General features: G+C 50.7%; 10 protein-coding genes. 7 read left to right on the top strand and 3 right to left on the bottom strand.

Translation table 11 applies throughout. The features are described 5' to 3' along the window. Window positions 1–6: 6 nt before the first annotated feature. The 3 genes from recO to acpS all read left to right on the top strand — a co-directional run bounded on the left by recO (window position 7) and on the right by acpS (window position 1981). Window positions 7–738 carry a DNA repair protein RecO gene (recO, locus tag ACX9GV_RS04100; protein ID WP_023489133.1) on the top strand — a complete coding sequence of 244 codons (732 nt, stop codon included), beginning with the start codon at window positions 7–9 and terminating at the stop codon, window positions 736–738. Between the two features lie 131 nt (window positions 739–869). Beyond that, window positions 870–1601, top strand: coding sequence for a pyridoxine 5'-phosphate synthase (pdxJ, locus tag ACX9GV_RS04105; RefSeq protein WP_023489134.1), 732 nt, complete (start codon window positions 870–872; stop codon window positions 1599–1601). Further along, window positions 1601–1981: a holo-ACP synthase gene (gene acpS / locus ACX9GV_RS04110; protein WP_473197132.1), complete on the top strand. Its 381-nt coding sequence runs from the start codon at window positions 1601–1603 to the stop codon at window positions 1979–1981. The genes pdxJ and acpS overlap by 1 nt, the downstream gene beginning before the upstream one ends. Before the next feature lie 41 nt (window positions 1982–2022). Here acpS and ACX9GV_RS04115 read toward each other — a convergent pair whose 3' ends face one another. After that, window positions 2023–2283 (bottom strand): YfhL family 4Fe-4S dicluster ferredoxin, encoded by a 261-nt coding sequence (locus tag ACX9GV_RS04115; protein ID WP_023489136.1) that lies wholly within the window; start codon window positions 2281–2283, stop codon window positions 2023–2025. Between the two features lie 280 nt (window positions 2284–2563). Between ACX9GV_RS04115 and yfhb the strand changes: the two genes are divergently transcribed. Further along, window positions 2564–3220 carry a phosphatidylglycerophosphatase C gene (gene yfhb / locus ACX9GV_RS04120; protein ID WP_023489137.1) on the top strand — a complete coding sequence of 219 codons (657 nt, stop codon included), beginning with the start codon at window positions 2564–2566 and terminating at the stop codon, window positions 3218–3220. 79 nt (window positions 3221–3299) lie between these two features. Here the strand turns inward: yfhb and yiaY are convergent, their stop codons facing one another. Then, window positions 3300–4451, bottom strand: coding sequence for an L-threonine dehydrogenase (gene yiaY, locus ACX9GV_RS04125; RefSeq protein ID WP_473197133.1), 1152 nt, complete (start codon window positions 4449–4451; stop codon window positions 3300–3302). 198 nt (window positions 4452–4649) lie between these two features. On the opposite strand from yiaY, the gene tadA reads away from it, so the two are divergent. Next, window positions 4650–5159 carry a tRNA adenosine(34) deaminase TadA gene (gene tadA / locus ACX9GV_RS04130; protein WP_473197134.1) on the top strand — a complete coding sequence of 170 codons (510 nt, stop codon included), beginning with the start codon at window positions 4650–4652 and terminating at the stop codon, window positions 5157–5159. Here the strand turns inward: tadA and mltF are convergent. Next, window positions 5156–6604 (bottom strand): membrane-bound lytic murein transglycosylase MltF, encoded by a 1449-nt coding sequence (gene mltF / locus ACX9GV_RS04135; RefSeq protein WP_473197135.1) that lies wholly within the window; start codon window positions 6602–6604, stop codon window positions 5156–5158. The two genes, tadA and mltF, sit on opposite strands and share 4 nt — an antisense overlap. Window positions 6605–6880: 276 nt before the next feature. Between mltF and purL the strand changes: the two genes are divergently transcribed. Together purL and ACX9GV_RS04145 are read left to right on the top strand one after the other, a co-directional pair. Continuing rightward, the gene (gene purL / locus ACX9GV_RS04140; RefSeq protein ID WP_473197975.1) at window positions 6881–10774 is read left to right on the top strand and encodes a phosphoribosylformylglycinamidine synthase; all 3894 of its coding nucleotides are present in this window, start codon (window positions 6881–6883) and stop codon (window positions 10772–10774) included. An 873-nt stretch (window positions 10775–11647) separates the two neighbouring features. Beyond that, the gene (locus ACX9GV_RS04145) at window positions 11648–13084 is read left to right on the top strand and encodes a sensor histidine kinase (RefSeq protein ID WP_473197136.1); all 1437 of its coding nucleotides are present in this window, start codon (window positions 11648–11650) and stop codon (window positions 13082–13084) included. Window positions 13085–13086 lie beyond the last annotated feature (2 nt).

Consider the following 13086-nt stretch of genomic DNA (forward strand, 5'->3'; position numbering starts at 1 on the left):
TCCTCAATGGAAGGCTGGGAGCGCGCTTTCGTCTTGCATGGGCGGCCGTACAGTGAAACCAGCCTGATGCTGGACTTGTTTACGCAAGACCATGGGCGGGTGCGCTTACTGGCAAAAGGTGCGCGCAGTCGCCGTTCTCATTTAAAGGGTTGCTTGCAGCCCTTTACTCCCTTACTGGTACGCTGGAGTGGGCGTGGCGAAGTCAAGACGCTACGCAACGCCGAATCTATCTCCCTTGCCTTACCCCTTAGCGGTATGATGCTTTACAGCGGCTTGTATGTGAATGAGCTATTGTCTCGTGTGCTGGAGCATGAGGGTAACTATTCAGTTCTATTCCTTGACTATTTACAGTGTCTGCAAGCCCTGGCAGCAGAAGAGAGCTCGCCAGAGCAGGCTTTACGCCAGTTTGAATTGGCATTGCTGGCTCATCTTGGCTACGGATTGGATTTTCTGCACTGTGCTGGTAGTGGCGAACCCATTGATGACCGTATGACCTATCGTTATCGGGAAGAGAAAGGGTTTATTGCTAGCTTGGTGGTGGACCATTACAGTTTTACCGGCCGTGAACTGCGGTCACTGGCCGAGCGTCAATTTCCTGATCCGCAAACCTTACGCGCAGCCAAACGCTTTACCCGCATCGCTCTAAAACCCTATCTCGGCAGTAAACCGCTAAAGAGTCGTGAGCTATTCCGTCAGTGGGGGCACAAAAAAACCACGATGCCAATTGATGATGTATAGCTGCTGATTCAGTAACGATATCTTTACTTATAGTGTGAATGGCGACGGACATATTTATCGCTTTCTGCTTTTTCCGCTTGGCACCCACGTGTAAACTGCTGCTACTAAACATCATTATTTAGAGGGTTGTCATGGCTGATTTGCTGCTGGGTGTTAATATCGATCATATCGCCACCTTACGTAATGCACGTGGAACCAACTATCCTGATCCGGTTCAAGCGGCATTTATTGCCGAGCAGGCGGGTGCCGATGGTATTACCGTTCATCTACGGGAAGATCGCCGTCATATCACCGATCGTGACGTGCGTATTTTGCGTCAGACCATTCAAACGCGCATGAATCTGGAAATGGCGGTCACCGATGAAATGCTTGATATTGCGATTGAATTGAAACCCCATTTCTGCTGCCTGGTGCCGGAAAAACGCCAAGAGGTGACTACCGAAGGTGGGTTAGATGTCGCCGGGCAACAAGACAAATTGACCATTGCGATAGAACGTTTATCCCGGGCCGGGATACTGGTTTCCTTGTTTATTGATGCCGATCATCGCCAGATTGATGCCGCGGTAGCTGTAGGCGCACCTTATATTGAAATTCATACCGGTCACTATGCGGAAGCAGAAGGGGAGTTAGCGGTTCAGGCTGAGTTACAGCGTATCGCTAAAGCGGCGACCTACGCGGCCAGCAAAGGGCTGAAAGTGAATGCCGGTCATGGCTTGACCTATCATAACGTACAGCCAATCGCTGCCCTACCCGAGATGCATGAACTGAATATCGGGCACTCGATCATTGGTCAGGCAGTGATGAGCGGGTTACCGGCTGCGGTGGCAGAGATGAAACTGCTGATGCGTGAAGCTCGTCGCTGATGGCGATACTTGGTTTGGGAATCGACATCGTTGAGATAGTCCGTATCGAAGCGGTGGTCGAACGTAGCGGTGACCGTTTGGCTCGCCGCATATTAAGCCCTGCGGAGTGGCAACTATACCAACAGCATCAGCAACCGGTACGTTTTCTGGCTAAGCGTTTTGCGGTGAAAGAGGCGGCAGCCAAGGCGTTTGGCACCGGTATTCGTCATGGTCTGGCGTTTGAGCAGTTTGAAGTATTTAATGACCCGCTCGGTAAACCGAGTATTCGCCTACATGGCCGCGCCACTGAATTGGCGCAGCAAATGGGCGTGAAGTCGATTCATGTTTCACTGGCGGACGAGCGTCACTACGCTTGTGCGACGGTCATTGTTGAAGGGTAATGTTGAAGGGTAATAATGGCGCTAAGGCGCTTTGTTACCTTTTACAGTTGGTCCGAGTGATGTAGTACCACAAACTTTTCCCACAGTTGTTCCTGGTTTTCAACGTGCAGCGGGTCGATAATGATAGTGTTATCGATTGGGCAGACTTGCTGACAGGTCGGGGTGTCGTAATGCCCGACACACTCGGTACAGCGGTCAGGGTCGATCTGGTAAATATTATCCCCCATTGAAATTGCCTGATTCGGGCACTCTGGTTCGCACATATCGCAATTGATACATTTGTGCGTAATTAGCAAGGCCATGGCAATTCTCTCATTATGTAGCGGATAATTCGTGGAGCGCGATTATACGCTGGCTAGTGGCGGTCTCTCAACCAATAAGCGGTTTGGTTTGGTGGATTAAGATAACCCAAGTGATGTGAGCGCTGGTGAGCAGGCTTGGCCCGATAGCAGATAAATATTTCCGCAGCATTTAAACTACAGCATTTAAACTACAGCATTTAAACTACAGTCTAAAGTCGGAATCAATCTTGGGTATATATTCACTGTAGTGATTGAAATTAGCGCCCTTGAGGAGTCGCATTTGAGCAGCAAACCTAGCCAGCCAGCTAATACAGTTCGGCGTATCGTTTTTTTTGATCTGGATGGCACTTTACATCGAGAGGATATGTTTGGCAGTTTTTTGCGTTTTTTGCTGAAACGTATGCCATTGAATCTGTTGCTGGTGATACCGTTATTACCCATTGTTGCCTTGGGGCTGCTGATGGGGGGGCGGGCACGACGATGGCCAATGAGTTTATTGCTCTGGTCGATGACTTTTGGTCGTTCAGAAGCCAGCCTGAAAGAAGTTGAGTCGCAGTTTGTCACTGATTTTCGTCATACAGTGACTGCCTTTCCGGCGGTGCAAATGCGCTTGCGTCACTATCTTGAGGCACCTGATACCCAGGTTTGGTTGATTACGGGCTCACCAGAACAGTTGGTTACACAGGTTTATCACGACGCTGAATTCTTACCGCAGGTTTGTCTGGTGGGTAGCCAGATGGCGCGTCGTTACGGTGGCTGGGTATTACCGGTACGCTGTTTGGGCAGGCAGAAGGTGGTGCAGTTGGAACAACGTTTAGGGGCACCACTTCAACTGTTCAGTGGCTATAGTGACAGTAAACAAGATGATCCACTGCTCTCTTTTTGCCAACATCGTTGGCGAATCAATAAGCAAGGTGAACTGTTGCCGTTGAAATAACAACCTGAAGCGTTGGCATCATCGCTAATGGATTCGAGGTGATCCCCCTCATCATGGCGGTTGAGGGGGATGCAGGCGGTCACATTGCGGCGTTAAAAATAGCGACAATTTGTTGGTGACTTGCCTGGATAGGATTGGTAAATCCACAGGCATCCTTCAGTGCGTTAGTCGCAAGAGTATCAAAATCTTCTTCTTTGACTTTTAATTCGCGTAATCCTGCTGGAATATTCACATCTTTCGCCAACTGGCGAATAGCGGCGATACACAAGGCGGCACCTTGTTGATCACTTTGCCCTGTGACATCTATCCCCATTGCGGCGGCAATATCCTTCAGGCGTCCTGCGGCGACAGTCGCATTAAATGTCTGTACATGGGGGAGCAATATCGCGTTGCAGACGCCATGAGGGAGATCGTAGAACCCCCCTAGTTGGTGTGCCATCGCATGAACATAACCCAATGACGCGTTGTTGAATGCCATACCTGCCAGGAATTGTGCGTAGGCCATATTTTCGCGCGCCTGTATATCTTGCCCATTGGCCACCGCATCACGTAGCGATTGTGTAATCATGGTGACCGCTTTCAGCGCACAAGCATCAGTGATTGGATTGGCAGCACTGGAAACATAGGCTTCTACAGCGTGAGTCAGGGCATCCATACCGGTTGCAGCGGTCAATCCTTTAGGCATACCGACCATCAGCTGCGGATCGTTCACGGAAAGGAGTGGGGTGACATGTTTATCGATAATGGCCATTTTAATATGGCGAGTTTCGTCGGTGATAATGCAAAAACGCGTCATTTCTGAGGCAGTGCCTGCGGTGGTGTTGATAGCGACCATCGGTAGCTGTGGCTTGCTAGAACGGTCTACACCTTCATAGTCTTTGATTTGCCCGCCGTTTGCAGCCACCAAAGCAATGCCTTTGGCACAATCATGTGGTGAGCCACCACCGAGTGAGATCACGCTGTTGCAGTGATGTTGCTGCAGCAACGCTAAGCCTTGTCTTACATTCTCGGTTGTCGGGTTAGGGTGAGTATCGTCATACACATAACTGTCAATTTCTTGTGCGGCTAGAAGTTGTTGTACTTGAGTGACAATACCAATACTGTTCAAGACCTTATCGGTGACGATCAATACTCGATGTAATCCATTCTCCTTCATTGTTTTGACAGCCTGTTCCAAACTGCCGGAACCAATCATATTGACGGAAGGGATAAAAAACGTTGACGCAGCCATAACTTACACCTTGATAACATTCTTTACGGACTTGTTACACTACCTCGTCAATAGTTAATAAAATATGATCCATGGCAATGATGTTATTAAAAAGTTGTTTAAAGCGCTCTTTTCACTATTCCAAATTCCAATAGCCAATACGAGCCATTATACTCAGGCCCAGCCTGTAAGATGAAAGAACTAGGGTATAAGTGAGCCATGATTGAATATAGTGATGAGTATTGGATGCGTCAGGCGTTAAGCTTGGCCTTGCGTGCTCAAGCTGAGGGGGAAGTGCCTGTGGGGGCGCTGCTGGTGCTCGACAATCAGGTGATTGGGGAAGGTTGGAATCAGCCGATTGGTCGCCACGACCCTACCGCGCATGCTGAGATTATGGCATTAAGGCAAGGGGGCGTGACGTTACAAAACTATCGATTATTGAATACCACACTCTATATCACCTTAGAGCCCTGTGTAATGTGTGCAGGGGCGATGGTGCATAGCCGTATCCGCCGCCTGGTGTATGGCGCAAATGACGAAAAAACCGGGGCAGCAGGTTCACTGGTGGATATTCTACGCCACCCAGGGATGAACCATCAGGTGGAAATCGTGCCAGGGGTGTTGGCACCAGAGTGTACCACCATGCTCAGTAACTTCTTTCGTTTGCGTCGTGAGCAGAAAAAAGCCCTGAAACTGGCACAGCAAGCGGCTAAAGGGGGGGATAGTTAGTGCTTGATCGCTAGCCGGGTCTCTACCGCGGGGTATCCGCGGGTCAATTCGCTCCGCTGTGCTATCTTTTTTTCTTTTTCCTGCAGATAACCTACCAGGCTGACTTGATAGCGGCGAATATTCTCCACATAGCTATAGGCTTCATAGCCCCGGGCATAACCGTAGGTGAGTGACGGGTAGTAGCGCTTTTGGCTCAACATGGGCAGGCGCTGTTTCACATCAACCCAGCTATCGGGGTTACCTCGCTGGCTTTTTGTCAGTTTGCGCGCATCCAGCATATGGCCCCAGCCCATATTGTAGGCGGCCAACGCGAACCAGATACGCTCATCTTCCGGTACCGTCTCTGGTACTTTTGCCATCAGGTTTTGTAGATAAAGCGCCCCACCTTGAATGCTCTCTTCCGGGTCGAGCCTGTCGTTGACGCCTAATCCTTCGGCGGTTGCTCTGGTTAGCATCATCAGCCCACGTACACCGGTGCGAGAGGTCGCCAGTGGGTCCCAATGAGATTCTTGATAGGCGACAGCAGCCAGCAACTTCCAATCAATGTCATTGGCATGTTTTTCAAACAATGACTGGAAGGTCGGTAATACTGAATCGATAGCCGAGAGGAAAGTTCGGGTATCGACATAGTCGAAGCTACCCACATGACCGAGATATTTTTCTGCCAGGCGAGCTAAGGTGCCGTCTTCTATTCGTTGGCTAGAGAAATCCAGCAGCGCGGCATACAAGCTTTGGTCACCGCTGCGCTTCAAGTACCAGGTTACTGGTTTTTCTTCCGTCACATCAAAGGCTACCGCCAGTTGCGGGTGGATACGTTGCAGCAGCGCAACGGTCACCGAGTCACTGATGGTGTAATCCAACTTCCCCTCAGCCACCTGTTCCAGCAGTTCTTTAGCCGAGAGGTTGCCAGAGGTTTCCCAACTGAGATTAGGATATTGCTTCTGCCTGAGTTGCTTTAGTGTGCTGTCATGGGCTGAACCAGAAGCAACCACCAGCTTGCCGGTCATATCCGCAAACATTTTGGGCCGTGGTGCGCCCAACCGGTAAACCACTTGTTGTGAAACGGAATAATAAGCGGGACCAGCGCTGGTGCGGCTGAGGCGGTCAGGATGATAGATCAGACCAGCGGCCAACAGGTCAGCACGACCGCTATGCAGGTCCTCAAACAATTCGTTGATATTTTTATGCGGGATCATCACCAGTTTTACCCCGAGATAGTTGGCAAAACTTTTTGCCAACTCATAATCAAGGCCTTTCGGCCCTTCTGGCGTGGTGACATAGCTCAATGGTGAATTTAAGGTACTGACCCGCAGTTCACCGCGTGACTTGATGGCGTCAAGTTGGCTACCGAACTCCCCAGGCCAGCGAATATTTGGCCATAGAGCCAAGGCCAGCAATAGGGCGACAATACTGATTGAAATGTAGTTTATTTTTAGTATTTTCAAACAATTATCTCATTTAAGCGTCTGCTTGCCATTGATTGTGTGACGCTGCAATTATCATGGTTAAATGACCAGTACCGGAGCATTTTGCGTAAGAAAAGGCCAGTGTGCAACTTTATTGACGGATTATGACAATTCAATGGTGAGTATATCTTTTGTCAATAATAGCTACGCAAACGGTTTCGTTGTCGGCGTGGATTCTCTATAATGACGCGCGTTTTCCCCTGTTGCGCCCAATGAAGTGCTGGATCCAGTTGCTTCGAAGACGAGAGAACTTTGATTATGGAAATACTGCGTGGTTCGCCCGCTTTGTCGGCTTTTCGTGTTACCAAATTGCTGTCACGCTGCCAGGAAGCTCAACTTCCGATCAGTGATATCTATGCCGAATATGTCCACTTTGCTGATGTGAGTGCGCCATTAAGTGCTGAGGACCACGCCAAACTGCAGCGGTTGCTCAAGTATGGTCCTTCACTTGCAGAACACGCCCCTGAGGGGCAACTGCTACTGGTGACGCCGCGTCCGGGTACGATTTCTCCATGGTCATCTAAAGCCACTGACATTGCCCATAACTGTGGTTTGACACAGGTGGTTCGTCTGGAGCGTGGCTTGGCATTTTATGTCATAGCCCCAGCACTGAATGAGACTCAGAAGCAGATACTCGCTAGCTTGCTGCATGACCGCATGATGGAAACGGTATTCACTGAACTCCAGCAGGCAGAAAAACTGTTCTCTCACCACCAACCGGCTCCCTATCAGGTGATTGACCTATTAGGGCAAGGCCGTAGTGCGTTGGACCAGGCCAATATCAAACTGGGTTTGGCATTGGCACCGGATGAAATTGATTATTTGCTGAATGCCTTTACTCAGTTGGGACGTAATCCTAGCGATATTGAGTTGTACATGTTTGCCCAGGCCAACTCTGAACATTGTCGTCATAAAATTTTTAATGCCGACTGGGTGATTGATGGCAAACCGCAGCCGAAGTCCTTGTTCAAAATGATCAAAAATACCTTCGAGCAGACGCCGGATTATGTTTTGTCGGCTTATAAAGACAATGCGGCGGTCATGGAAGGGTCACAGGTAGGGCGTTTCTTTGCGGCAGCGGGCAGTGATCAGTATGACTATCATCAGGAAGCCGCGCATATCTTGATGAAAGTTGAGACCCATAACCACCCAACCGCCATTTCCCCTTGGCCGGGAGCAGCTACCGGTTCTGGCGGTGAGATCCGTGACGAAGGTGCCACAGGGCGCGGAGCAAAACCGAAAGCAGGTTTAGTGGGTTTTTCTGTATCCAACTTGCGTATCCCTGGGTTTGAACAACCCTGGGAGCAGGATTTTGGTAAGCCAGAGCGGATCGTTACGGCACTGGATATTATGACCGAAGGCCCATTGGGCGGGGCGGCATTTAATAATGAATTTGGCCGCCCGGCATTGGTGGGTTACTTCCGTACTTATGAAGAGCGTGTTAACAGCCATAATGGTGTTGAACTCCGTGGTTACCACAAGCCGATTATGCTGGCTGGCGGTTTGGGTAATATCCGTGCTGACCACGTGCAAAAAGGCGAGATCAGCGTAGGTGCCAAGCTGGTGGTACTGGGTGGCCCGGCAATGAATATCGGTTTGGGTGGTGGTGCCGCTTCCTCGATGGCGTCGGGGCAATCGGATGCCGACCTGGATTTTGCCTCAGTACAGCGTGATAACCCGGAAATGGAACGCCGTTGCCAGGAAGTGATTGACCGCTGCTGGCAGTTGGGAGCCAGTAACCCTATCCTGTTTATTCATGATGTCGGGGCGGGTGGTCTGTCAAATGCGATGCCGGAACTGGTCAGCGATGGTGGCCGGGGTGGGCGTTTTGAGCTGCGCGATATTCTCAATGACGAACCGGGTATGAGCCCACTGGAAGTGTGGTGTAACGAATCCCAAGAGCGTTATGTATTGGCCATCGCGCCAGCGCAGATGGCACAGTTTGACCAAATTTGCCGCCGTGAGCGCGCACCTTATGCCGTCATTGGCGAAGCCACCGAAGAACGTCATTTAACACTCCATGACAGCCACTTCAACAATCAGCCGATCGATATGCCGCTGGACGTGTTGCTGGGTAAAACACCTAAAATGACCCGTGATGTGACACGTTTGCAGGCAACGGGTGAAACATTGCAGCGTGCTGGGATCACCCTGGCTGATGCGGTAAAGCGCGTGCTGCATTTGCCCGCAGTGGCAGAGAAAACCTTCTTAATCACCATTGGTGACCGTAGCGTGACCGGAATGGTCGCCCGGGACCAAATGGTGGGGCCATGGCAAATCCCAGTGGCTGATTGTGCAGTCACTAGCGCCAGTCTGGACAGTTATTACGGTGAGGCGATGTCCATTGGTGAGCGTGCACCTGTGGCGCTATTGGATTTTGCTGCTTCCGGCCGTTTGGCTGTTGGGGAGGCACTGACCAATCTGGCGGCGACTGAGATTGGCTCACTCAAGCGAGTGAAACTTTCTGCTAACTGGATGGCTGCGGCGGGTCACCCAGGGGAAGATGCCGGTCTTTATGATGCGGTAAAAGCAGTAGGCGAAGAGCTGTGCCCGGCGTTGGGGATCACTATCCCGGTGGGGAAAGACTCTATGTCGATGAAAACCCGCTGGCAGCAGGATAACGAACAGCGTGAAATGACATCACCGCTGTCGTTGGTGATCACCGCATTTGCCCGCGTTGAAGATGTGCGCCATACCGTGACACCTCAACTGCGTACCGATAAAGGCGATAGCGCTTTATTGCTGGTTGACCTGGGCAATGGTCACAATGGGCTGGGGGCAACCGCTCTGGCTCAGGTTTATCGCCAGTTGGGTGATAAACCTGCGGATGTTCGTGATGCCAAGCAATTGGCCGGCTTCTTCAACGCGATGCAGCAGTTGGTGGCGGAGCGTGCGCTGCTGGCTTATCACGACCGTTCTGATGGCGGCCTGTTGGTCACGTTGGCAGAAATGGCGTTTGCAGGCCATTGCAGTGTGAATGTGGATATACAGCCATTAGGTGAGGATACGCTGGCTGCACTGTTCAATGAAGAACTGGGGGCGGTGCTCCAGGTACCCGCCACACAGTTGGCAGCAGTGCAACAGGTGTTTGCCCAGCACGGTCTGGTCGATAATGTGCATTACCTCGGTCAGGTATTGAGTGGTGACGATTTTGTCATTACCCATGCGGGCAAACCGGTATATAGCGAAAAACGCAGTACCCTGCGTACCTGGTGGGCGGAAACCACATGGCAGATGCAACGTTTGCGAGATAATCCGCACTGTGCTGACCAGGAACATCAGGCTAAGCAAGATGATGGCGATCCGGGCCTCAACGTCAAACTGACATTCACACCTGATGAAGATATCGCTGCACCTTATATCGCCAAGGGCCTGCGCCCGAAAGTGGCGGTATTGCGTGAACAGGGGGTTAACTCCCATGTCGAGATGGCGGCAGCCTTCCACCGTGCCGGTTTCGATGCCGTTGATGTGCACATGAGTGATTTGCTGTCAGGCCGTCGTGATTTACAAACATTCCAGGCATTGGTGGCTTGTGGCGGCTTCTCCTATGGCGATGTGTTGGGAGCAGGAGAGGGCTGGGCTAAATCAATTCTGTTTAATGACCGTGTGCGCGATGAGTTTGCCGAGTTTTTCCATCGTCCTCAGACTTTGGCACTGGGTGTCTGCAACGGCTGTCAGATGATGTCCAACCTGCGAGAATTAATCCCGGGTGCGGAACATTGGCCGCGTTTTGTGCGCAATTTGTCAGATCGTTTTGAAGCTCGTTTCAGCTTGGTGGAAGTGGCAGACAGCCCATCACTGTTTATGCAGGGGATGGCGGGTTCGCGCATGCCAATTGCTGTTTCTCATGGCGAGGGGCATGTTGAGGTGCGAGATGCGGAGCATTTGGCGGCACTGGAGCAGCATGGTTTGGTGGCATTACGTTTTGTCGATAACTATGGCCAGGTCACCGAAGCTTATCCGGCTAATCCGAACGGTTCACCGAATGGCATCACTGCCGTGACGAGCAGCAGTGGCCGGGCCACGGTGATGATGCCGCATCCTGAGCGGGTGTTCCGTACGGTCAGTCACTCCTGGCACCCAGATGAGTGGGGGGAAGATAGCCCCTGGATGCGGATGTTCCGCAATGCCCGTAAACAGTTGGGCTAGGTTGCCGATGGCCTACTGGTGCTAATAACGGGTTGATTTTGTTGGTCTAAGGGCACATTTGATGGTGCCCTTTTATTTTTAGCGGGCAGCTGTCGGTTTTTAGAGACAACCGCTATATTGACTGTCTCTAAAAAGCGACATGTAACATATTGATTTTAATGATGGTTATTTTACTGGTATTAAGCTGTCGGGATTTAGCGACGGTAAGAAGAAAACTTACTCATCTTTTGTGGGTGGGGCACTCTCTTACAAACCCAGATTAAATAATTTATTCATTATAATCAGTCAATTAAAAATGATCATTCAAACTTGGCACAAGTCGTGCATTATAATGCCCAGTTGCTCATTCAATTTTTTATGACCGGCCCCGTATTAGCGGAACAGCGCCTCATAAGCCGCCGAATGATGCCAAAGTAATGGTGCCTATCGTCCAACCAAACCGATAATTGCTGCGCAAGTGGCTTTATCAAGCATCGGGCGACACGTTGAGTGAGGCACCGCCTTGTATCCAACTGTGATGAAGTGTTCATCAATCCCGGATACTTATGGATGTTTTCGTCCTGATTCGATGCCAGTTCTGTATTATATTATACGTACTACATCACCTGGGGACGCGAAGTCAGCATCCGCGCTTTCTTGCTCTGGGGCAGCATTGCCCCAGCGTTCAAGACCAATACCTCTCTTCGTTAATTCCTTGGTTAGTGCCAATTCAGTTAGTGCCAATTCAGTTAGTGCCAATTCAGTTAGTGCCAATTCATTTGCTACTTGGTGGCGACAATATGACAATCTTTGTGGAAGCACCGCAGGGCTGAAACCCAATAGACACGGGTTGTGTTATCCTACAGTTAGAATGAACCTGGTATAGATAACGAAATGATTTCCTTGAAAAGATGGCGTCTATTCCCACGCTCGCTGCGTCAATTGGTGGTGATGGCATTTCTATTGGTGCTGCTGCCGCTGCTGATCCTGGCTTATCAGGCTTATCAGAGCCTGAATAACCTGAGTGCCCAGGCGGCGGATATTAACCGTACCACGCTGACTGATGCTCGGCGCAGTGAAGCGATGACCAGCATGGCGTTAGAAATGGAGCGCAGTTATCGGCAGTATTGTGTGCTGGTGGACCCCACTCTGGAACGCTTATACCAAAACCAGCGTAAACAGTATTCACAGCTACTGGATGCCCACGCGCCTATTTTGCCGGATGAACGTTACTACCAGACCTTACGTGACTTGCTGACACAACTCGCTACCATCAAATGCCAGGGCAGTGGCCCCGATAAGGATGCCTCGCTGCTGCTGGAGTCATTTTCACGTTCTAATGCAGAAATGGTCCAAGCGACCCGCAGTGTTATCTTTTCCCGCGGTCAACAGTTACAACAAGCGATAGCTGAGCGCGGTCAATATTTTGGTTGGCAGGCACTGTTATTGTTTCTGGTGAGTGTACTGTTGGTGGTGCTGTTTACCCGCATGATCATCGGGCCGGTAAAGGCGGTAGAGCGGATGATTAACCGTCTGGGGGAAGGGCGGCCTATTGGCATGATGGCCTCTTTTAAAGGGCCTCGTGAGTTGCGCTCGCTGGCACAACGCATTATCTGGCTAAGTGAACGTTTGGCGTGGTTGGAGTCACAGCGCCATGAGTTTTTACGCCATATCTCCCATGAGTTGAAAACCCCCTTGGCCAGCATGCGTGAAGGGACTGAGTTGCTGGCCGATGAAGTAGTGGGGGCACTGACCACCGACCAAAAAGAGGTGGTGGCGATCCTCGATCAGAGCAGCCGACATCTGCAACAACTGATCGAACAACTGCTGGATTACAACCGTAAGCTGGCTGATGGGCCGTCAGAACATGAGAATGTCGAGTTGGAGGAACTGGTGGATATGGTGGTCGCTGCCCATAGTTTACCTGCTCGAGCCAAGATGATCCGTACTGAAGTGAGACTTGAGGCGAAATATTGTTGGGCTGAACCTACACTATTAATGCGCGTTCTGGATAATCTTTATTCCAATGCGGTGCACTACGGCAAGGAATCCGGTAACATTTGGATCCGTAGCCGTCAGGTGGACCAACGAGTACAAATTGATGTCGCTAATACGGGTACACCCATTCCGGAAGCTGAGCAAACCATGATTTTTGAGCCTTTTTTCCAAGGGAGTCACCAGCGAAAAGGGGCGGTCAAAGGAAGTGGGCTGGGGCTGAGTATTGCGCAGGACTGTATTCGCCGTATGCGTGGTGAACTGAAACTGGTTAACCTATCTGACGCCGATGTTTGTTTCCGAATTGAATTGCCACTAATCGCAGAGAGTGAATAAAT

The organism is Serratia sp. 25CWL12 (assembly GCF_055790885.1).

Bases quoted from the DNA above. Each gene is read 5' to 3' on its own strand.
- ACX9GV_RS04145 (WP_473197136.1), top strand. From the start codon at position 11,648: ATGATTTCCTTGAAAAGATGGCGTCTATTCCCACGCTCGCTGCGTCAA.
- pdxJ (WP_023489134.1), top strand. From the start codon at position 870: ATGGCTGATTTGCTGCTGGGTGTTAATATCGATCATATCGCCACCTTA.
- ACX9GV_RS04115 (WP_023489136.1), bottom strand. From the start codon at position 2,283: ATGGCCTTGCTAATTACGCACAAATGTATCAATTGCGATATGTGCGAA.
- yiaY (WP_473197133.1), bottom strand. From the start codon at position 4,451: ATGGCTGCGTCAACGTTTTTTATCCCTTCCGTCAATATGATTGGTTCC.
- recO (WP_023489133.1), top strand. From the start codon at position 7: ATGGAAGGCTGGGAGCGCGCTTTCGTCTTGCATGGGCGGCCGTACAGT.
- acpS (WP_473197132.1), top strand. From the start codon at position 1,601: ATGGCGATACTTGGTTTGGGAATCGACATCGTTGAGATAGTCCGTATC.
- tadA (WP_473197134.1), top strand. From the start codon at position 4,650: ATGATTGAATATAGTGATGAGTATTGGATGCGTCAGGCGTTAAGCTTG.